The organism is Wolbachia endosymbiont (group B) of Pilophorus perplexus (genome assembly GCF_964028155.1).
GTDB lineage: Bacteria > Pseudomonadota > Alphaproteobacteria > Rickettsiales > Anaplasmataceae > Wolbachia.
The window spans coordinates 1042365-1064289 of the sequence record NZ_OZ034754.1 but is presented as its reverse complement, the minus strand read 5'-3'; the positions used below and the strand labels follow the sequence as shown (position 1 = coordinate 1064289).

20 protein-coding genes, 1 tRNA gene and 1 pseudogene are annotated in these 21925 nt (G+C 34.1%); 9 read left to right on the top strand and 13 right to left on the bottom strand.

The features are described from left to right. Nucleotides 1–72: 72 nt before the first annotated feature. From ABWU28_RS05325 to rpmE, 4 genes are all read right to left on the bottom strand, one after another. Nucleotides 73–1089, bottom strand: coding sequence for an extracellular solute-binding protein (locus ABWU28_RS05325; RefSeq protein ID WP_213864016.1), 1017 nt, complete (start codon nucleotides 1087–1089; stop codon nucleotides 73–75). A 123-nt stretch (nucleotides 1090–1212) separates the two neighbouring features. Then, a complete protein-coding gene (locus ABWU28_RS05320; protein WP_063630573.1) occupies nucleotides 1213–2364 on the bottom strand; it encodes a hypothetical protein in 1152 nt (383 codons plus the stop codon). Between the two features lie 83 nt (nucleotides 2365–2447). Continuing rightward, nucleotides 2448–3233: an NAD kinase gene (locus ABWU28_RS05315; protein WP_007302091.1), complete on the bottom strand. Its 786-nt coding sequence runs from the start codon at nucleotides 3231–3233 to the stop codon at nucleotides 2448–2450. 21 nt (nucleotides 3234–3254) lie between these two features. Then, nucleotides 3255–3467 (bottom strand): 50S ribosomal protein L31, encoded by a 213-nt coding sequence (gene rpmE, locus ABWU28_RS05310; RefSeq protein ID WP_006013575.1) that lies wholly within the window; start codon nucleotides 3465–3467, stop codon nucleotides 3255–3257. Nucleotides 3468–3592: 125 nt separating this feature from the next. Here rpmE and fabD point away from each other — a divergent pair, with 125 nt between their 5' ends. Continuing rightward, nucleotides 3593–4558 (top strand): ACP S-malonyltransferase, encoded by a 966-nt coding sequence (fabD, locus tag ABWU28_RS05305; protein WP_264376965.1) that lies wholly within the window; start codon nucleotides 3593–3595, stop codon nucleotides 4556–4558. A 242-nt stretch (nucleotides 4559–4800) separates the two neighbouring features. Here the strand turns inward: fabD and ABWU28_RS05300 are convergent, their stop codons facing one another. Continuing rightward, a complete protein-coding gene (locus tag ABWU28_RS05300) occupies nucleotides 4801–5757 on the bottom strand; it encodes an IS5 family transposase (protein ID WP_213863789.1) in 957 nt (318 codons plus the stop codon). Between the two features lie 204 nt (nucleotides 5758–5961). On the opposite strand from ABWU28_RS05300, the gene ABWU28_RS05295 reads away from it, so the two are divergent. Then, the gene (locus tag ABWU28_RS05295; RefSeq protein ID WP_230609266.1) at nucleotides 5962–6162 is read left to right on the top strand and encodes an ankyrin repeat domain-containing protein; all 201 of its coding nucleotides are present in this window, start codon (nucleotides 5962–5964) and stop codon (nucleotides 6160–6162) included. Between the two features lie 349 nt (nucleotides 6163–6511). On the opposite strand, the gene ABWU28_RS05290 is transcribed toward ABWU28_RS05295, so the two are convergent. From ABWU28_RS05290 to ABWU28_RS05275, 4 genes are all read right to left on the bottom strand, one after another. Then, nucleotides 6512–7102 carry a COQ9 family protein gene (locus tag ABWU28_RS05290; protein ID WP_007301970.1) on the bottom strand — a complete coding sequence of 197 codons (591 nt, stop codon included), beginning with the start codon at nucleotides 7100–7102 and terminating at the stop codon, nucleotides 6512–6514. A gap of 18 nt (nucleotides 7103–7120) precedes the next feature. Further along, on the bottom strand, nucleotides 7121–8476 hold the full coding sequence (gene murD, locus ABWU28_RS05285; RefSeq protein ID WP_353275087.1) for a UDP-N-acetylmuramoyl-L-alanine--D-glutamate ligase: 1356 nt from the start codon (nucleotides 8474–8476) through the stop codon (nucleotides 7121–7123). 150 nt (nucleotides 8477–8626) lie between these two features. After that, complete coding sequence (locus ABWU28_RS05280; protein WP_353275085.1) at nucleotides 8627–9328, bottom strand: triosephosphate isomerase; 702 nt, start codon at nucleotides 9326–9328, stop codon at nucleotides 8627–8629. Between the two features lie 24 nt (nucleotides 9329–9352). Next, nucleotides 9353–9425: transfer RNA gene (locus ABWU28_RS05275), tRNA-Thr, on the bottom strand. Nucleotides 9426–9502: 77 nt separating this feature from the next. Here ABWU28_RS05275 and rsmA point away from each other — a divergent pair. Both rsmA and guaB read left to right on the top strand, forming a co-directional pair. Continuing rightward, nucleotides 9503–10297 (top strand): 16S rRNA (adenine(1518)-N(6)/adenine(1519)-N(6))-dimethyltransferase RsmA, encoded by a 795-nt coding sequence (gene rsmA, locus ABWU28_RS05270; RefSeq protein ID WP_353275084.1) that lies wholly within the window; start codon nucleotides 9503–9505, stop codon nucleotides 10295–10297. A 123-nt stretch (nucleotides 10298–10420) separates the two neighbouring features. Further along, the gene (guaB, locus tag ABWU28_RS05265) at nucleotides 10421–11908 is read left to right on the top strand and encodes an IMP dehydrogenase (protein ID WP_012481851.1); all 1488 of its coding nucleotides are present in this window, start codon (nucleotides 10421–10423) and stop codon (nucleotides 11906–11908) included. Nucleotides 11909–12167: 259 nt separating this feature from the next. Here the strand turns inward: guaB and rho are convergent, their stop codons facing one another. The 3 genes and pseudogenes from rho to ABWU28_RS05250 form a co-directional block, all read right to left on the bottom strand. Further along, nucleotides 12168–13574, bottom strand: coding sequence for a transcription termination factor Rho (rho, locus tag ABWU28_RS05260; protein WP_214303270.1), 1407 nt, complete (start codon nucleotides 13572–13574; stop codon nucleotides 12168–12170). Nucleotides 13575–13768: 194 nt separating this feature from the next. After that, nucleotides 13769–14374 carry a cell cycle transcriptional regulator TrcR gene (locus ABWU28_RS05255; RefSeq protein WP_007301964.1) on the bottom strand — a complete coding sequence of 202 codons (606 nt, stop codon included), beginning with the start codon at nucleotides 14372–14374 and terminating at the stop codon, nucleotides 13769–13771. A 103-nt stretch (nucleotides 14375–14477) separates the two neighbouring features. After that, nucleotides 14478–15259: pseudogene (locus ABWU28_RS05250) on the bottom strand (IS5 family transposase). Between the two features lie 189 nt (nucleotides 15260–15448). Here ABWU28_RS05250 and ABWU28_RS05245 point away from each other — a divergent pair. From ABWU28_RS05245 to trpS, 5 genes are all read left to right on the top strand, one after another. Beyond that, nucleotides 15449–17248: a peptidylprolyl isomerase gene (locus tag ABWU28_RS05245; protein WP_012481850.1), complete on the top strand. Its 1800-nt coding sequence runs from the start codon at nucleotides 15449–15451 to the stop codon at nucleotides 17246–17248. 134 nt (nucleotides 17249–17382) lie between these two features. Further along, nucleotides 17383–17697 carry a 30S ribosomal protein S16 gene (rpsP, locus tag ABWU28_RS05240; protein WP_006015540.1) on the top strand — a complete coding sequence of 105 codons (315 nt, stop codon included), beginning with the start codon at nucleotides 17383–17385 and terminating at the stop codon, nucleotides 17695–17697. A 10-nt stretch (nucleotides 17698–17707) separates the two neighbouring features. Beyond that, the gene (locus ABWU28_RS05235; RefSeq protein ID WP_353275080.1) at nucleotides 17708–18694 is read left to right on the top strand and encodes a polyprenyl synthetase family protein; all 987 of its coding nucleotides are present in this window, start codon (nucleotides 17708–17710) and stop codon (nucleotides 18692–18694) included. A gap of 61 nt (nucleotides 18695–18755) precedes the next feature. Beyond that, nucleotides 18756–19316: a nucleotide exchange factor GrpE gene (locus ABWU28_RS05230; RefSeq protein WP_007301960.1), complete on the top strand. Its 561-nt coding sequence runs from the start codon at nucleotides 18756–18758 to the stop codon at nucleotides 19314–19316. Nucleotides 19317–19331: 15 nt separating this feature from the next. Further along, on the top strand, nucleotides 19332–20330 hold the full coding sequence (trpS, locus tag ABWU28_RS05225; RefSeq protein ID WP_007301959.1) for a tryptophan--tRNA ligase: 999 nt from the start codon (nucleotides 19332–19334) through the stop codon (nucleotides 20328–20330). A 7-nt stretch (nucleotides 20331–20337) separates the two neighbouring features. Here trpS and ABWU28_RS05220 read toward each other — a convergent pair whose 3' ends face one another. Further along, nucleotides 20338–21705, bottom strand: a complete 1368-nt coding sequence (locus ABWU28_RS05220) for a hypothetical protein (RefSeq protein ID WP_007301958.1) — start codon at nucleotides 21703–21705, stop codon at nucleotides 20338–20340. Nucleotides 21706–21925: the final 220 nt, after the last annotated feature.

Here is a 21925-nt window from a genome sequence, read left to right as displayed (position 1 = left end):
TTTTGAGCTTATTCTACTTTCTTAATTTCAATTACACAACTGTAAAGTAAAGTAGAAGGAAGCTATAAAATTTTATTTCCACTTACATTCATCTGCTATCATAACAGCCTCAAAGAGATGCTTCTCAAGCTCACTTATAGGCAGAGTACTTTGTAGGTAATTTCCCCAAGATTTTAACACATCAGAAGTTTCAATACCTTCAACAATAGGATATTCTTGATTTTTTTTAGCATATAGCTCTTGAGCCTGTTTGCTTACAAAAAACTCCAATAAAGCTATGGCATTTTCTCTGTGTTTTGCGTTTTTTGTTACTGCTGCACCACTAATATTCACCATTACACCATCACTCGGAAAGAAAGCTCCTAACTTTTCTGTGATATTCTTTTTATTTTCTGATGAAAGGATTCTTGCAAAGTAGTAGCTGTTTACTATTGCAACATTGCCTTCACCAGCGGCTACAGCATAAATTTGATCTGTATCACCACCGCTTGGTTTTCTTGCCATGTTCCTTACAATTCCACTCACCCATTCTTTTGTTTTTTCAAAACCATTTTTTGCAATCATAAAAGCGATCAATGATCGGTTATATGGACTTGTGGAAGAGCGTACTAATATTTTCCCTTTCCATTTTTCATTCGCTAAATCTTCATAGGTACTTAATTCCTTAGGATCTACTGATTCTTTATTGTAAACCAATATTCTAGCTCTTTTTGTGAGACCAAACCAATAATCTTCATTATCTCTAAATTTTGCAGGTATGGCATTTTTTAGAGTCTCTGAATCCACTTGAGATAAGAGCCCTCTTTTTTTGGCTAAAATCAAATTCACTGCATCTGCAGTTAAAAACAAATCAGCTTCACCACCATTTTCCATGCGTGAAAGCAATTGGGAATAATCGTCAATGATATAACGTACCTTGATGCCAGTGGTTTTTGTAAAATCATCAAACAAACTATGTACTAATTCTTCTTTACGAGATGAATAAACGTTTACTACTTGTGAATCATCAATTCCGCTATTTTTATATAAAAAATTAACGACTATCAATAAAGCCGCTACTAAAGATATAAATATTAAACCTTTTTTCATAAACAAACCCCTTCCTTGTCATCATCTCAAGCTATCAAAATAGCAAGGTCTTAGCAAGTGTAAATCTTCAAAACGTTGCAGTTACAGTACTGGAATAGCGATAAAAAGAAGTACGAGCCAGATTTAATTAATAATATAAGTAATATCTGGATGGCCACATCGTTCAGCAACTACTTGTAACAATTTTGAACTAATCTTTTCTTCACTCTTTTTGATAGTTCTAATAGCTGTTTCATTGGGCTTTCCACTACTAGCATCTTTTGTATCTAATAACAAGTAATCTTTAAAATCAGTTTTGCTCCAATGATGAATTGTGCAAGCTAAAGTGAAAAGCAGTAGAGTGCCTGAAATTGCAACGATTGGCCAGTAAATAGTAGGATTTGTGTATGAACTTACTATGTTGCTCAAACCACCTGTTGAATAAAGTGCTAAAGGGAAGGTTATGTTTCCAGTAATAAGAACTGTTCCTAAGATAGGAAGCCATATTCTATCATTGATTAATGAATTTACTTTACTCTTGTAATAGATTGGCTGGCCTGTAAGTTCTACGATGTTCGGATTACTTTTTGCTTTTTCTGGAAGAGAGTGAAACGTAAAGTAAACACGATTACCGTTGCTATATTTTAATACCAAAGATTTGATGCATTCCTCGTCTTTTGAAAGTGTATTTGATATCTCATCTAAAACTTCTTGAGTATCTCTTTTTGTGATCTTGTGCTCCTTAGTACGTACTGCTTGCATAAATTCCCACATAATTCCCAAGGCTAAACAAGACGCTAATACTCCGACAAATATAGTAACAGGATTTATGCTGCCGATGAATCCAATGAATTCTCTTTGCTTCACAGCTAAAACGATTGACGTAATACAACATGCCGTAATAAGACCTACGAAAGGCATTGTAACTTTCTTCTTTTGCATCGTATATTTTACTTTCTGTAAAAATCTGTTTGTCTTTTTATTATCTCCAAGCAAAGATTTTTCAGAGCCATCTGTTTGATATGATGGTGGAGGAGAAGGTGATCTGCTAACTGATACACTACCTGAACTCTTTTTTGGAGATTTTGTATTTGGATCTATGGATGCATAAATAGGTTCTGTATTTGCACCATTCGATTCTTCTTGCCTTTCTTCATCAGAACTTGATTCGCTAGCCGAATTTGTTTGTAACGCTGTGTTTCTAGGTGCTGGTGTTGGTTGAGTTGCTGCACTATTTTCACTCACCGTTGTATGAGAAACCAGTGTGACGTTATCTTTATTTCCTGATTCAGGCATATTCGCTCCAAAATTAATTACAATGTTATGTTGATTACGCTATAGTTATTAAGATATAGTGAATACTAATTTAAGAATAAATATTAGTATAAGAACTGCTGATCAAAGATCCTTTCATTCAAAGGGCAATCTTTGTCAAAAAGTAGAGTGACTGTATTTTCGTGATCTTTCTGTATTTTTACCTGCGATATGTCGTGAAATTCCTTGTAATCTGATACTACAAGTGCTGGACGATTTTTCACATCATTGATATCAATTTGCACTATTGTATCATTTGAGATTAGCGCTCCATTCCAACGCCTTGGGTAGTAGCTATTAATGGAAGTCAGTGCAAGTAAATTTGAATTAAGTGGTAAGATTGGCCCACCGGCAGAGAAGTTATATGCAGTGCTACCTGTTGGGGTAGACAATATAATTCCATCTCCTCTGAATTTTTCTACTTTTAGCTTATCATTAATGGTAATATTCATCTCCACTATTTGATTTGCATTTCTAAAGACATACACTTCATTTACTGCGATGTAATGGTGTTTTTTGCCATTTATGTCTTTGGCTTCCATTTTTAGTAAAGTTAGCTGAGTAGGAACTGCATGTTCTATATGATCAATTAGATCTTCAAAGCATTTATTCATCAAAAATCCGACGTTACCGGTATTTATTCCATACACATGTATATCTTTATTTCCTATGACGTAGTTGTGCAGAGTGCGTAGCATAAAACCATCACCACCAACAACTATCAGCAGATCAACTTCATGCTTACCTGCTTCTGCTATATTGATAAAATTGAGTTTCTGTAGTAGTTTAGATACTTCCTGAGACTTGGGTAGCGAAGAAGCAATATAGCCTACATTTTTATATTTATACATGTTAAATAAAGAGGGGAGGAACTAAAAAAGACTCCCGTATTTATCATTAAACTTAGCTATTTTACTATCCTTCTCCCCTGAACCGCTTGTCAAACTTCCAGTCCATGCAGGATGAGTAAGAGGATCTCTATCAAGCTTTATTCTTTGACCTTCTTTTCCATAAGTGGAATAAGTTTCAAACTCTTGACCATCTGTCATAACTATAGTAACTTTGTGATAGTCGATTTCTGCCATTGTTCTTACAAATTTCTTACCAGCTAAGATTTTAGTGAATCTGGTTCATTTGGTCAATCATTATTGTGAAATATTGACAAAAAATAAATAAAGTAGTATTCTCAATGAAGAATGAAAAACTTTTTATGATTTTTGCTTTTCCTGGTCAGGGCTCCCAATTTGTAGGAATGGGAAAGAGCTTATATGATGAATTTTCAGTTGCAAGGAACGTATTTGATGAAGTAGATGACATATTGGGTAGAAAGCTGTCTCATTTGATTTTCAATGGCCCTATTGAGAAATTAACCATCACGGAAAACGCTCAGCCAGCTATAATGGCAGTGTCAATTGCAACGCTACGTGTTATGAAGCACGTATTTGGTGAATCTCTTTACAGCGTTCAGTATGTTTGTGGGCATTCAGTTGGCGAGTATACAGCGCTGTGTGCTGCAGGGGCATTGACGCTTGAGTCTGCAGTCAAGTTGCTAAAAGTTCGTAGCGAAGCAATGCATGAAGCTTCACTAAAATGCAAAGGTGGAATGTTTGCTCTACTTGGAGCAGAAATAAGTGAAGTAGAAGGTATATTAAAATCAGCTCAAATTGATTGTGAAATTGCAAACGATAATGGTGGTGGGCAGGTAGTGGTGAGTGGTACTGCAGAGGCTCTTGAGGTCTTACCTGATTTATTCAAAAACTCAAGTGTCAAGAAAATGATAAAATTACAAGTTAGTGGGCCTTTTCACTCATCTTTTATGAAACCTGCTGATGAAAAACTTCTGGAATTTTTAAAAAGCATCAACATAACTCGCCCTTCGATTCCTTTTGTATCAAACGTTACAGCTAAGGAAGAAAGTGATCCAGAGATCATAAGAGCTTTGCTCGCTAAGCAAGTTGTAAGTAGAGTAAGATGGAGAGAGATGGTTTTATATATGACAAGCCATGGCACTAATAAGTTTGTTGAAGTTGGCCCTAACAAAGTTTTATCTAATCTAGTTAAAAGAATTGACCAATCTATCAGTGTGAAAAATATAGATAGTATTGGTGATATTAATAGCTTCTTTGATGAATCATTAATGTTGACAGCAAAAAATTTAAAAATTGGGTTAAGTTAGCATATCTGATTGGTGTCATTCAAGTAGCTGACACTGGCTCCTTTATGATGGTGTTATTCCAGTTACAACTGTACGAACATTATCTGTAGGAAGATGTCATTCCAGTGCTTGACACTGGTTTTTCATAATCATCAAAACGTTGTATTTAACATAAAGCAGCTACTTTTATACTCGTAAATTTAACTGGATCCCAGTGGGCTTTGTTGCACAGCTCTTCGGATAGTGGGTAATGTATAATAAATTCATGAAGCTATATCAAACTTAGCCATGCCTATTTCAGTAAATTTGTTAAGCAAATAACACTTGAGTAGCAGTTCCTTCTCACGATTAATCTCAGATTTATTCCTAAAACTAAATCCAAATATTTGCTTCAGTCGCGAGAAAAAACTTTCTATATAAGATCTCTTCCAATAATTTATCTCTTTTTTCCACCTCTTCATACCATCTTCATCATATGACTTTATGAGCTTGATTGTAGAATTTCTCTCATTCATATAATCCAACTTTGGATGCTCTACTGCATTATTTTGCGGAGGAATCCTTGTCTTTATGTCAAGCTCATCGCACAGTTTGTATAACTTCTTTCGATTATATGCCCTATCTGCATATATCGTGCTTATGTTATACTTGGTATCCACTCTTTCAATAAGATCACAGGCTCCATAGTGGTCGGAATAAACTCCACTACTGTATTTTGCAGCTATAACTTTTTTACTACCTATCTCTAGCATTACATGTAGCTTTCTTGTTTGCTCATAGCGGCGATACTTTCTATCTGTACCATTTGCCTTACTATGGCCTGGAATATTATTGTAGATGCTGATACCTGTACTATCTATAGCAATTTCAATATCTTCCATATCGTTCTTATCAACTCTGCAGTCGTTGATTTTGATATTAAGCTTTTTAAACCTTCTTGAAGCCTGCGAATAGCTGATAATTTGCAAAATTTTCCCTATTTGCTCAAGATATTTCTCTATAAATCCCACTGTTTGCCTAAGACCAATCCTGAATAGATAGGTTATTATGTGAATTAGAATCACTACTTTGTCGCTGTAGACATTGTTGCCACCTGCTACTTTTGGACTATTTTCGTACCAATTTTCAATGGCATCGTTGATATAATGAAAAACATTTCCCCTTTCTTGAAGAAATTTGTTATATTCATTGCAGTTACTGACTTTCATTCTTATTGGCATATTTTTCCTTTGTCGGCTAAATATCTATTTTATAACAAATTCCATCAGTAACTGCCTGTTCTTTCCTTGAGTGGTGCAACAAAGCCATTCCAGTGTCAAGCACTGATCTTCAATCTCCCTACATCTCTGCGTCACGCACTGAAATGACACCCTGAAGCTTTAGCTATAAATATTAAGCAAGCAAAAAAAGGCAAAAGAAGCCTCATGGAGATAGTTGCTCCACTCTTTTTACTTGATGCTGCTCAAGCAGGTCACTTGGATGTAGTAAAATACTTAGTAGAAATAGCAAACGCAGGTGTTAATTATGTAGTTAGTACTCTTAGTCTACCTCATTTTGACTATGAAAAAACTTCTCTTGGAAAAACTGCTCTAATGTTTGCTGCTAAAAGTAGTCATTTTGTATAGTTTTATCCAACTCAGACGTAGTTTAACCCTAGAATTTATCCTTTGCAATTGTAATAAGGTCTATAAACTACTGCAAATCCAAATTTCTATTTGATCTTACATTCTTATTGTAATAACCTCTATGGATCACACAGCATTAGTCGTGTATCTGAACAGATACTTTTGTACATGGATCAGCTTTATGTGTATCAATTCTGTCTACTTCAAGTTTCCAGCAAAACTACTTTCTAATGTATTGCTTTCAATCAAGTTCTTTGTTAAGCTCACTGTTAGTGGATGTCAATTATCTTAACATAAAAATCAAGGCAGCTTTAGGTATAAATACGAGTAACTCGTATAAGTAAAGAGGCTATAAGAAGTTTCTTACCATTCTATTCAAACGGGTTTTAAACTTTTGAAATGTCATGACATTGTTGATACGTTTGTCAAGAAACGACAGGGTATCTGCAAAATCTTCTGAATAATCATTGATAAAAAAAAGTATCGTACTTAAGTACACTCCAGCTAATATTGCTCTTTTTGTATAGTAGTTAAAATCTGTTGATTGATCATGAATGCCATACCAAATCGCGCTAACAGTTCTGTACAAGAGTTTACTAGAAAAATATGTATTTTGGGGTAATATAGAGAATGATAAAACATTTTTTAAAAACTCTCTGTAATTTTGTAACTTAGCATAGTTTGAAAGGCGTATTTGGACAGCTAACTTTATCCGCTCTCTTACCTTCATATCTTCTAAATTGGAATTCCAAAGTTCAGTTTCCATTGAGCTATTTAAGTCCTCTGCTATGTACTCCAAAGCACTATATATTCCATTCTGAAATTTACAAAAACTATTGGCTAGGTTAAGGTTCGTGCACACTTTCAATAAGGTTGCATCACTTATTCCTTCAAATGGAATAACCTTAATCAGCTCATCTACTATTAACTTTTGTTCCATACAATATTATACTAAACATCACATATAATTGTACCTGAGATTTTCAAACATTCTGCAAAATGCTTCACCGCGCTCTTCAAAATTTTTCCACTGATCAAAAGAAGAACATGCAGGAGAAAGTAATATCGCTACTTCTTCTTTGCTATTTATGGCCTCTTCAAAAGCCAGTTTAAATGCGTTTTCTAGATTATAGCACTTCATATAATCTATTTTGTTCTCCATAATGTTTGCAAAAACTTCAGTTGATTCTCCAATAAGAAAAGCTTTTCTAATCTTGGTGAAATGCTTGCTTAATGATTCTATTCCGCCTTTTTTGCTTTTTCCGCCAACAATCCAATATATGTTTTTATAAGATAAAATTGCCTTTTCGGTCGATTCTGCATTGGTTGCTTTGCTATCGTTGATAAAAAGTACATTATGTATTTTGCCAAGAAATTCATTTCTGTGTCTTAGCCCTGGAAAGGATTTGATTTCATTGACAATAGTGCTGCTATCTACTCCAAGTAACTTGCACACAGCGTGTGCAGCTACTATATTTTCTACATTGGATACTAGGTTTATTTTCACGTCGCTTACTGATAAGCTATGATTCTCTAGTTTCCCAGTGCCTAGGCACTGGGATGACAAAGAGGGTGACATCGAAGCTGAGATTGGAATTTTGTTCCCAGTGAATTTATTGAATACATCAGAGGTAATTTTGTTATCACATCCTATCACGGCAATCTTGCTACCGTTTATCAATTTTAGTTTAGTTGCTATATAGTTATTCATACTTCCATGTCTATCTATGTGGTCTGGTGTGATGTTAAGCAATACAGAAATATCCACATTAATTTCATTCATTAGCTCCAATTGAAAAGAGGAGAATTCAATTACATAAATTTCTGCATCTCTTTCTAAATCCAAAATAGGCATACCTAAATTCCCACCGATAGCTACTTTTTTCCCTGTGGATTTTAATATGTGCCCTATTAGTGATGTGGTAGTTGATTTGCCATTTGTTCCTGTAATGCCTATAACCTTCTGATTTGTAGTTTTAGTTTCAAGAAATAGCTCAATGTCTGATTTTATTTTGCAGTCAAAGCTTCTTGCAAGTTTTACTACCCAATGCGTTGGTATTTGCACTCCAGGGCTCAAAATTAGTGTGCTTATCTCATGCCAATTATACTCATTGGGATGAGTAAAGTTACACTCTTTATATATCTTTTTTGCATTTGCTATTTGCTCTTTATTATCATCCCATGCATATATTTTTGCACTGCTTTTTGTTAGAGCATTAATAACGGACAAACCAGTTTTACCAAGGCCGAAAACCGCAACACTTTGATTTTTGTATTTGTTTAGTTGCACTTCTAGATAACTTATGCGAACCATTTTATAAAGATATAATACAAATTATAATGACTTCTTCCATAGTTTTTGGCAGTGCTTAACTTTATTGTCACAACCTTAGCCAATAGAAAACTCCTTGACACATTTTGCCAACTCCCTTACCATGACAATAAGAGTATTTATCCTTTAGAATTAATTAAGAGAAAATTTTTTCTCGACTTGTTGTATAATTTTATAAAAGTGATCAAAATCTAAGCTTGCACTGCCAATTAAAACTCCTGATAAATTTGGAATACTGAGCAAGTTTTCTATATTTTCTGAACTGACTGAACCACCATATATAATGTGTTTTTTACCAGTACAGGATTTTATTACCTCAGCAATTGCGTCATTATTTGGCACATTTCCTGTTCCTATTGCCCATATCGGTTCGTATGCTATGGTATATTCACCTTGTGTTGGCAAACGGTTTTTGCATTGATATTCTATTACTTCTTTTGTTTTTTTATTTTTATAATCTTCTGAGTTTTCACCTATGCAGATGATTGGGTGTAAGCCTGATTCTATTGCTGTTTCTGATTTCAGTTTTATTTCACTATCTTTTTCATGAGCCCTTTCAGAATGTCCAAGTATTACGTAACTACATCCTAGTTCCTTCAACATTCCTGCACTAATTTCACCTGTGTAAGAACCGAACTCTTTATGATGGCAATTCTGTCCTCCTATTTTAATATTGTTGTTCAACTCTATATTGCTTGGAAATGATGTAAAAGGAGGGCAAATTACTAATTTAGAGGTAATCCCGTTACTCTTGTTATTGAGTTTGTTCATAAAGTCAACAAATGAAGAACGTGTTCCATTCATTTTCCAATTTGCTACTATTAAAAAAGACATCAATTTTTCTTATATGAATGAGAGTGCCGGCTGTCGGACTTGAACTGACAACCTACTGATTACAAGTCAGTTGCTCTACCAATTGAGCTAAGCCGGCATTAAATACACTGACAATATACAATTATTGATGAATTTTCGTCAACTAATTTTTAAAATACTGCATACTAAGATCATATGAGAAAATTTTCACTGAAGCCAAAAAAGAGTCTAGGGCAAAATTTTATTTTATCGAATGAGATAATAAAAAGAATAGTTGCCTTAGCTGGTAGCCTGAAAGATTTTAATGTTATTGAAATTGGTCCTGGGTATGGTGCGTTAACAAGAGAAATATTGGCATATAATCCAAAGTTTCTACTTTCTATAGAAAAAGATAGTAGTTTAGTGAAACATCACGAACAATTGCTAAATGAGCATCAGGGAAAATATAGAATTATAGAAGCAGATGCACTTAATGTTGTAGAAAAAGAGCTGGTAGAATGTCCAGTCAAAGTCATTGCTAACTTGCCTTACAATATCTCAGTAGCGTTATTTTTAAAGTGGTTAAATAATATAAAATTTTTTACGAATTTGACGTTAATGTTCCAAAAGGAGGTAGCAGAGCGTATTACAGCAGAACCTAATTCTAAAGATTATGGTTCCCTATCAGTGCTAAGCCAGTTACTATGCGACATAAAAAAGGAATTTGATATTGAACCTAAGGAATTTTTTCCAAGACCAAAAGTATATTCTTCAGTAATTACAGTAAAACCTTTACCCACTCCAAGATTTGCAGTAAATTTAGAAACCTTAACAAAGCTAACACGTGCTGTGTTCGCTCAAAGAAGAAAGATGCTGAGAAATAGCTTGCAAAGTATAACTAGTGATGTCTCAACTACTCTTGAGAATGCTAAACTGAGTGGAGACGAACGTCCAGAAAGCTTAACTATTGAGCAGTTCTGTTTGCTAGCAAATAATATAATTATGCGATAAATATATTAGGAGCTACATACCTCTTCTATCCTATTTTGATCTAAAAATAGCTGGAGCTAGGCTAATTTTGCAAAAGCTCTATTGCAATTTCATTAATTGGCGTATAAGCTTTAAATAAAGCATATGAAAAAAATGGAAGCTTGTTATTCGTTTGACGATGTACTTCTCTTACCGGCCTATTCTGATGTATTGCCTCGTGATGCAGACACAAGAACTTATCTAACAAATAATATAGAACTAAATATCCCTCTCATATCCTCTGCAATGGACACTGTCACTGAATCAGGCTTTGCAATAGCTATTGCCCAACATGGTGGAATAGGTTGCATACATAAGAATTTATCAATAGATGAACAAGTGTTAGAAGTAAGAAGGGTGAAAAAATATGAAAGCTGGATCGTGTATAACCCAATTACAATTTCCCCAGATAAAACAGTTGCAGAAGCAGTTTCATTAATGAGAGAGTATAATTATTCCGGCATTCCTGTAGTTGATCAACGCAAGTTAGTGGGAATTTTAACTAATCGAGATGTGAGGTTTATTGAAGACCAGAACATGAATATAAAAGTTTCCGAGGTAATGACAAAAGATAAGTTAGTAACAGTTCGAGAGCAGGCAGTAAACAGCGCCTCAGCAATGAAATTGTTGCATGCAAATAGAATAGAGAAGCTTTTGGTTGTTGATGAAAATTCTTGTTGCATAGGTCTAATCACAGTTAAAGACATCGAAAAATACAATAGATATCCAAATTCATGTAAAGACAGTAAAGGTCGACTCAGAGTTGCCGCTGCAATTGGTACTGGTAAAAAAGACGGTATAGAAAGATGTGAAGCTTTGGTCGAAGAAGAAGTTGATGTGGTTATTGTAGATACCGCTCACGGTCATTCCGAGAACGTTATCAGCACTATTAAGGAAATAAAAAAGATGTATCCGAATACGCAATTAATCGGCGGAAATATTACAACAAAGGAGGCTGCTGAAGCGTTGATTGATGCTGGTGTTGATGCAGTGAAAGTTGGAATAGGGCCAGGATCAATTTGTACTACCAGAATAGTTACAGGCGTTGGTATGCCACAATTCTCTGCGATCAAGAATATTGCAGAGGTTTGTAAAACAAAAAACGTCAGACTAATTGCTGATGGTGGAATAAAATATTCGGGAGATGTTGCAAAAGCTATTGCAGCTGGTGCTGATACTGTGATGATAGGTTCAATCTTTGCTGGTACTGAGGAAAGCCCAGGTGAGATTATCATGTATAAGGGTAGAGCATATAAGGAATATCGAGGAATGGGATCTATTAGTGCAATGAAACGAGGGTCAGCTAGCCGTTATTTTCAAGATTCAAAACTTGATTTAGTCCCACAAGGAGTAGAAGCAAGAGTTCCTTTTAAAGGTCCAGCTTCAGGAGTGATCTGTCAGTTAATTGGTGGGTTGCAAGCTGCAATGGGTTACACTGGCAACCGTAATATAGAAGAGATGAAAAAAAACTGCAAATTTGTCACTATTACTTCATCAGGGTTAAGAGAAAGTCATGCTCATGATATAATCATTACACAGGAAGCTCCAAATTACGCTTACCAAGCATCTAATTTATCATCTGATTCAGAGTAAATACAATCCCCTTTTGAGTGGGTCATTTCAACACTGGTACACAATTGATATTAAGAGTCAAAAAGATGTCATCTAAGTGGCTGACACTGGAAAATCGATTGTAAATAAACTGACTACATAAAATTTTTGATCAAAATCAGTGCTATAAGTTGGAATAGCAACTTAAGGTAGATTGCCAGCTTAATATATTTTGATAAATCCAAATTATTTTAGCTATAAGAGAGCTTTGCTTTTTTGCTCCATCAGAATTGGCTTACTTTTAGTGATTCATGGAGTTAAAAAAGTCAGCATTGCTCTTTGTTAAAAGTAATTTGTCACGTAAAAACTCCATTGCTTCAACAGATCCCATAGGGTTAAGTATCCTACGCAATACCCATATTTTATTTAGTATGGCCTTATCAACTAATAGCTCTTCCTTCCTTGTTCCGGATTTTGTAATATCAATAGCAGGGAATATACGTTTATCAGCAAGTTTTCTATCTAGTATAATTTCAGCATTACCTGTGCCTTTAAACTCTTCAAAAATAACATCATCCATTTTTGAACCAGTTTCTATAAGGGCTGTAGCGATGATTGTCAAAGAACCACCATTTTCAATATTACGAGCTGCTCCAAAAAAGCGTTTTGGTCTTTGCAGCGCATTTGAATCTACACCGCCGGTTAGAACCTTTCCAGACGAAGGAATGACTGCATTATAAGCACGTGCAAGACGAGTTATAGAATCAAGCAAAATCACTACATCTTTTTTGTGTTCAACCATTCTTTTAGCTTTTTCTATTACTATTTCAGCAAGTTGGACATGACGGTAGGCAGGTTCATCAAATGTAGAGCTTACCACTTCACCCTTTACAGAGCGTATCATATCTGTCACCTCTTCGGGTCTTTCATCTATAAGTAATACTATTAGTTCTATTTCAGGATGATTTGTAGCTATAGAGTGAGCCATTTGCTGAAGCAATATCGTTTTTCCTGTACGAGGTGGAGCAACTATCAATGCTCTTTGTCCTTTTCCAAGAGGTGTAACTATATCTACAGCACGCATGTTTATATCTTTTTTATTATCTCCGCTACTGTTGTTTTCAAGGATGAGGCTTTTTTCAGGATAAAGCGGAAGCAAATTATCAAAATGGACGTACTTTCTTAATTCACTAATTTCAGTAGAGTTTATACTTTGAACCTTAGTTAAAGTAAAATATCTTTCTTTATCACCAGGTGGCCTTATTTCTCCACATGCCATATCTCCTGTACGTAAATTAAACTTCTTTATTTGGCCATTGGAAATATAAACATCATCGGTACTTGGAGCATAATTTGCACTTGATGAACGTAAGAAACCAAAACCATCAGGCAATATTTCCACTACTCCACTTCCTGTGGTTATGCCTCCTTCTTCACTCATTTTCTTCATTAAACTGAATATCATTTCCTGTTTTAGCATCCTGCCATTGCCTTTACCACTAGTTGAAATTTTTCTTTCTTCAGCTAGCTCTAACAATTCTTCTGCTGTTTTCTCTTTCAATTCGCTCAGGTCCAATGTTTTCTTGTTTTTTTCATCACCTTCACTGGTCATTTGTTTTACTGCGTCAGCATTATGAATTTGTTCGCTTTTTTCAGGTTGACCTACAACCCCTCCTTTTGCTAAGACATCTTCATTGATTGTTGTCATAATCCTCCAAAAATTTTAATTGATGCTTACTAACCTAAAATGTGAATATAAAACAATAAATTAGGCTGAGCTAGTTTTCAGTGCGTATTTAGACTTAATTATTATTAAACTAGATACTTTACTTGCATTATACTGATAAAAACTAACAAGTCAAGTTAATTTAATATTAACAAAGTACAAGAATTTGAGAATCATCAATAGCTATTATTTATATTTTTTAATCTTTGTTTCTTCTCTTCTTCTACTTTCGCTTTTTCTACTTCCGCTTCTAAATTTTCCTGGCTACATAAACCAAGTAGTACAGGATCTTGAGGTTTGATATTGAGTATGTTATGATGAGATCTATCTCTTACCTGCTCAACTGTGTAATTTGTTGTACCAACTAGCTTAGCTATTACATTATTGTTCAAGATAGGAAATTTTTTTACCAAATAATAAATCGCATTAGGTTTATCTCTACGCCTTGCTGTGGAAGCAAAGGCAAGAAAGCTAATCGTCTTTGCCCTTTTTTTCATATTTTTTATAATCAAATTTGGTACACGATTTGGATTTTTTTTGCAATTATCGATTTCTTTTTCAGTAATTATTTCAGAAATAATAGGGTCATACTTTTCAACTTCTATTTCCTCATCAGCTATGTCTTGTACTTTTTCAAGGGATAACTTGCAACATTGTGCTATTTGATCAAAAGTTAAGCTAGTGTTATCAACCAACCAAGCAGCTACTTGCATGAGAAATTGTTCATTTCTATCTTTATTGTCTTTAGAAGATTCCATTGACATCGAAAAAACATCTCCCATTTTAATATTCCTTTGCTGTTATAGAAATAAAATATAAACCATTAAAACTAAAAAAGCATTAACTTTGTCATCCAATGGCTTTTTGGTTTATATTTCTTATCTCTTAGAACCTGTTCATAATCTTTTGAAGAGGAAAGAAGCAAAAGCAAATTTGTAGGCTAGTATTAAATTTACGCTCGCAATTTTTCCAAAGTCGCCTACATTTTTCCAACCAGGCAAAAGAAGATCTCTCAACAACCCATCTTTTTGGCAATACAGCAAAGGTGTGTAATTCGCTTCACCTCAACAGTTGCACCAATAGTTACTTTCATCTGTGTTGCAAAATTTTCTCCAGTGTAGCCTGCATCAACCAGTATGTTTTTAACTTCAGAGAGACTTTCTTTAGCATTTTTAACCATTGTCAAAGCACTGCTACGATCAGTTATTTCTGCCGTTGTTATATGAATTGCTTGTGTCAAACCTTGTGTATCAACTGCGATATGACGCTTTATTACTGAAATTTTCTTGCCAGCATCATAACCTTTTTCTTCAGCAGTATCGGTATTTTTTACACTTTGGGCATCAATGATGCAGAAGCTTGTTTTGGTATTTCGACCACTGTTCTCTCCAACCAATTTTTTTAAAGACAATTTCTAGAACATTTTCTCTATCTTCATTCGTTTTTTTACTCCATTTCTTGAAGTAATCGTAAAAATTTCGCCATCTTGGAAACTCTTTTGGAAGCATTCGCCATTGACAGCCACTTTTTAGTACATAAAGCACACCACAAAATAACTCATATAAACCTAATCTTCTTGGCTTTGTTTTCTTTCGCACGCTTTCTAAAATTAGTCTAATCTTTTCGAATTTTTCACAACTTATGTCACTTGGATATGTATTCCTCATACTTTACCTCATGTCAACTATACCTCATCTTACCATATTCAGAGATCACTTACAGGCTCTTAGGTTAATATAAGCTTCCATTCAATTTAATACACTACAATATTACATATATTAGCTAATTTGTTAATAGATTTACAAATATTAAATTATTGCTATTCTAAATTTAAGTGTTAGTTAACTAAGTTTACAATGAGTATTAGAAATTTTTTTACCAAGGCAATCGTTCTCCTTTTAGTTTGCTTATTAATCTTTATGGGGATTGGCAATCTTTTATCAAATGATGATGAAAGGAAAGAATTAGCTAAAGTAGGAAAGGAAGTTATAACATCAGATGAATATAAATTACTATATCAAAATTATAAAAAGCAAATTTCTGGATCTGATGTAAGTAAAGAACAAGTAAAAAAGCTGAAATATGATTTACTTAACGCACTTATAGAGCAAAAACTATTGTTTAACCTAATTAGCGAACTTGGATTAAAAGTTGGAGAAGAATCTATCAAAAGCCACATAAAAAATACCAAGTACTTTCAGGACGATAAAGGAGAATTTGACCATAATAAATTCCATCAAACTCTAAATAGCCTGCATATAACAGAAAAGGAATATATAGAAAAACTAGAGAAAATCCTGCCTGCAATGATGTTCATGACTTCGTTATTTAAAGATAATTATCCGGTAACTTTTGGTGAGGGTGTTGATGAGCAGATATACAAAAATCGCTACCAAACTAGAGTAGTTGATATTGTTAAAATAACTGAGGATGCAATTACAGACGTTCCTGAACCAGATGATCAAGCCTTACTTGATTTGTATGAAAGAAATAAGTCCAATTTTTATTACCCTGAGTATCGAACTGCGCAATACATTTCTCTGGATCAAAAATATTTTGAAGATCAAATCAGAATTTCAGATGAAGAGGTTGATAGTATAATAGAACATCAGGAACTTAAAAATCAAAGAGACATATTCAATGTGATATTTCCTACCAAAGAAAAAGCTGAAATAGCAAGAAGAGCACTTGAAGAAAGTAAAGCAAGCTTTGAACAAATAATAGAAGAGTTTAATAAAGTGAAACTCGATGAAACCAGAGTAAATAATATAACTAAGGATTTCTTACCTGAAAATATGAGAGAAAAGGTATTTGCTCTCAAAACAGGTGAAGTAAGTGAAGTTTTAACAAGCAATTTTGGATGGCACGTAATAAAGGTAGAAAGCATACATCAAATCTCTGATGAAGACTTGGTTGATTTAAAAAAAGACATAAGGTCAGTTTTAACCAATCAAAAGTCTTTTGAAAAAGTCAATGATTTCATAAATCAAGTGAATTATAAGATATACAATGGTGCAACGATTGAAGAAATCTCCAATAATTACAATTTACCTATACAAACCATTGGTCCAGTAGATGCTAGTGGAAAAGACCAAAGTGGTAATGAAGTAGGAAATTCCAGTGATTTCATTTCTTTCATTTTTTCACGCGAGAAAGATCAGAAGAGTTATTTTAAGGGTGTTGGAGATACTGTTGTTGGTGTAAAAATCAGTGATATCGTTCCTCCTAAATTACAAAATTTTGAAGAAAGTAGGGAATCAGCCATAAAGCTTTGGCGTAGTGAATTTATAAAAGAAAGAATGTTTAAAATGGGACAAGAAGTAGCAGTTCAACTAAGAGAAAAGACAGATTTGGAAGAAATGCAAGGTATAAAATTGGTTAAAGGCCAGCAAATACAACGCAATGAACAAAACTACCCTTTTTCTTTCATAGAAGAGATTTTCAATATGAAAACAACTAATTCGGTAACAGATCCTATTCAATACAATAATGAAATTATAATAGGCGTTCTAAAACAAATGCATTCATCAAATGGTAAATTAAACATGCTTGACACCGGAAAACGTGTGATGATATCGCTAAAGGAACAGTTAATTAGCTATCTAAAATCAAAGTATAGAGTAGAAGTTAATCATGCTATGATTGATGATATATAAAAAAGTTTATTATCTTCCTTTTATGAGTGATTAGAGGGGGCTATATTGTATTTTTAGGTAAAAGAGGTACAATTAGTTTGACTTGAGCTGTTTATTGTATTTAAATTGTAATTAATATATGAATAAAGGTTGACATGGCAGTTAAAATAAGGTTAGCAAGGTTTGGGGCAAAGAAACGTCCTTTTTATAGGATAGTTGTAGCCGACTCACGAGCACCAAGAGATGGGCGCTTTATTGAGAGAATAGGACAATATGATCCAATGTTGCCAAAAGACAATAAAAATCGTGTTGTGGTAAAAGCTGATAGATTAAAACATTGGCTAAGTGTAGGAGCGCAAGCAACTGAAAGGGTAATGTGGTTCATTAAAAAAGGCATAGTAGATTTAGAAACAGAATCGAAAAAAATAGAAAAGAAAAAAGTTGAGAAAGTACAAGGGCAAGAAGCATAAGTCCTCTTAAATGCTAAACACTGATTTAACAAAAAGTAGTAAATTAGATGATATTGTATCTTCTGATTTATTGGCTATGAATGACTTTATCTTCAAAAATGTCAATGATGAAGGTACTAAGCTTGCTACCGATATTACATCTCATCTTATTAATTCAGGAGGAAAAAAGATAAGGCCTAAGCTCATTTTTATTATGTGTAAAATGCTGAATTACTCTGGAGAGAGTAGGGTCAACATTGCTGCATCGGTAGAATTTATACACAACGCTACTTTACTTCATGATGATGTGCTTGATGAAAGTAAGGCACGCCATGGAGTTGCAACAGCAAATAAAATTTGGGGGAATAAATCAAGCATTTTAGTTGGTGATCTATTATTGACCTTAGCATTTAGATGGCTTATAGAATGTGGGAATTTAAGTGTTCTCTCTATTTTATCTAAGGCATCTAATTTGCTTGTCAAGGGTGAGATAAAGCAGATGACAACGCGTTTTGACCCTAACACAATTAGGAAAAATTATTTTAATATCATTGGAGAAAAGACAGCATCTTTATTTTCTGCATGCTCCGAGGCTGCATCAGTAGTATCTGGAGTCACAAGTGACGAAACAGAGAGGCTAAGGAATTTCGGGTTTAATTTTGGTATGGCATTCCAAATAATTGATGACGTGCTAGATTATACTGCTAATCAAGGCACTTTAGGAAAGCAACTTGGAAAAGATTTCTTTGAAGGTAAAGTTACTTTACCTTCTATTATAGCATATGAAAAAGGCAGCCCATCAGAACAAAAATTCTGGGAGAAATCTTTTTCTTCAGCTAGACACAATTTTGACCAAGCATTACAATATATTAATCATCATAATGCCATTCATGTTTCTATGGAAGAAGCTAAACACTATATTAATATGGCGCAAAGTAATATTGATACTTTTTCTGATTCTCTTTATAAAACTGCTTTGATTGACTTTTTAAATGCAAGCATAGAAAGACAAGGATAGCTAACGCTTGATATTTTTGATTGATTGTTATATATTTATTAAGTTTGTAAGGGTGAATGATATGTCAGATAGTAATAAAGAGAAAAAAAAGAAATTTGCAGATATGGTCAGTAAACGAAAAGGGGATGATCAAGAAGATCAGCAAACAGGTGATTTAAGTGAAGAGCTTAATATATTAAAAGAACGTGCAGTTCAGCTTGAAGATCATTTACGTCGCGCTGTTGCGGATAATGAAAACGTTAAACGTATAATGCAAAAGCAAATTAGCGATGCAAGTGATTATGCAGTCACAAAATTTGCACGTGATATGATCGACTCTTGTGACAATTTAAAAAAAGCAATGGAAAACTTGAAAGATGGTGATCCTATTCATGAAGGAATAAAAGTGGCGCACCAAAAGATTGTGAGTGATCTAAAAAAACATGGAATAGAAGAAATAGATCCAATAGGTAACTCTTTTGACAGCAATTTACATCAAGCTGTTGTGGAAAGAGAAGATAATGAAAAAGAGCCTGGCACTATTGTAGAAGTACTACAAACTGGTTATACCATTAAAAATAGGTTGCTTCGTCCTGCAATGGTTATTCTTTCTAAAAAATCTGCTGATTGCGAAAGTAACTAATAAAACACTCAAGGTATGGAAGAAGTTGTCTTCTCAGGTATTCAGCCAAGTGGAGTATTACACTTGGGCAATTATCTTGGTGCAATTAAGCAGTGGATAGGCTTGCAGGATAAATATAAATCTCTTTTTTGTGTTGTTGATCTGCATGCAATCACAGCAAATAAGCTTCCCGCAAATGAATTAAAAAATAATATTTTTAAAGCAGCAGCAACTTATATTGCATGTGGAATAGATCCGGAAAAGTCGATTATTTTCAATCAATCCGCAGTTAGTGGTCATGCAGAATTGGGCTGGCTGCTAGGGTGCTATACACCAATTGGTTGGCTTAATCGTATGACTCAATTTAAAGATAAGGCTGGAAGCGATAGACAAAAAGCTTCTCTTGGGTTATATAGCTACCCAGTACTTATGGCTGCGGATATATTGCTGTATCAAACTAAATATGTTCCTGTTGGCGATGATCAAAAACAGCATTTAGAACTTGCACGTGATATTGCATCAGCTTTTAACAATCATTATAAATGTAGTCATTTCATCATACCTGAAATCTTAACTTTGGATTGTACATCAAGGATAATGAGCTTAAGAGATGGAGCAAGCAAGATGAGCAAATCTGATTCTTCAGAATACTCATGCATTAACCTTGACGATACAGATGACTTGATTGTCAAGAAAATAGAAAAAGCAAAAACAGATTCAATTCTAGGCTTTGATTTTGCTACTTTAAAGTGCCGTCCAGAAGTAAACAATTTGGTAAACGTTTATTCAGTGCTTAGTGATTTAAATGTGGAAAAAGTGTGTGAAGAAGTGAATAAACATGATATGAAACACTTTAAAAAAGAGTTAGCTGACTTAATCATCAGTGTTATATCACCCATACGTGAGAAGTTGAACGGTCTTTTGAGGGATCAGCTCCATTTACATAAAATATTAAAAGAAGGTACAGAAAAAGCAGCAGAGATTGCAAATAACAATATAAAAAAGATCAAGGATATTATAGGGTTTGTTCAATAGGTTACAACTATTTCTTCCCATGGCTTTCAAATCGTGCAGCTATTTTCTTTACACTAACATGAGTGAGAAGAGGTTTTTTACTAACCGGAAGTTTAGAATCGGACTTTGCTGTTATGGGGTTCATTTTAGATCTTTTATTTCCTACCGGAAATGAGTGAGATTGGGAGGCAGTTTCTTGCGATGGTGCAGGATCTTTCTTCATACCGATATCTGCTTGTGTTGCAGGGGTGGCTTTGCTCTTAGCAACTTGATTTTGCTCAAACTTTCCTACTATTGACTTTACTCTACCGTCCTTCTTGCTATTTACTTTTTCTTTTATAATAACCGCTTTTACTTCTGATGATGCTTTATCAGCAGATTTTTTCAGGATTGGTTTACTTTCAGCTGATTTTTGCGAAGTCACTTCTACTATTATTGGTTTCGTGCTCACTTGTTGATCAACAATATCTAGCCTTTTAGGATTTGACAGTATTTCAGATTTATCTTCTTTAGTTTCTTGCTTAATTTCTTGATTGGTAGCGTTTAGCGCTGGTGGCTCTGGAGCCTGTCTCTTTTTATATCCTCTTCTTGTTCCTGCATTTTTCTTAGGTTTCGTTTTGTGAGTTGGCTCCTTTTTAGCTAACTTTGAGTCTTCCGAATCTTTTGTTGAAGATTTACTACTTTTCTCTTGATAATTTGATATTTCCTCATTTCCAGACTCTTCACTTAATGAACTTTCATAGCCTGAATCTTCAGGAGATACATTCTCTATTTCTGGTTTAAAGTGTACCTTTTTTGAGGCAGTAGGAGGTGGCGGAGGTGCCGTTGTTGGCCGTTTTATTTTCTTCATACCTGATTTTCCTGCCGGCTGTTTTCCTTTTTGCAGCTTAGGAGTATCTTCCTTCTGCTTTGATGTCGTTTTATTTTCCGTGCTTACTTCGTATGATTTATGTTCTTTATTGCCTTTTCCACTCTGTTTCGAATCTAAAATTTCTTTAAGTCCTTTCTTGAATAGATTAATTGTACTTAAAATATTTGTGTATTCGGCTGCTTTTTCTATAGTGAAACCTGATAATTCATCACCAACAAAATTTTTTATGTCATTATCATTAGTTGGAATATCTTTTCCCAAGACTCTATCTAATATCCCTTTTAATGTTCCAATAAAACCGAGTGGCTTTGTGCTCAAAGGTTCTACATAATTATTCAAGTCGCTATATATAACAAATTTGGCTACATCTTTTGCGTTGTTTGTAAAATTCTTCAGAGCTTGAGATAAATCTTTCAGTGTTTCATCATATTGTTCATTAATTTTTTTTGTATCCTTCAGCTTTATGACTCTTATCAAAGAATTGAGATTTTTATCATAATTGTCACTTTTAAATAGATCACTCATACCAATTACTGTTTATCGTTTACTTAAATATAAATTCAAAGTATTAAGACCGAGTAAATGTTATATGACTTATCCTCTGACTCATAAACGCTTGCGTTCCTTAATGTGCAAAAAATTTCAATAATCTTCAATCAGCAATAGTATAGAAATCCAAAAAACAAGTAGCTAACACTGGAATCTAGGAATTATGATTGGGCACAAGTTGATGAGTATAGTTGTT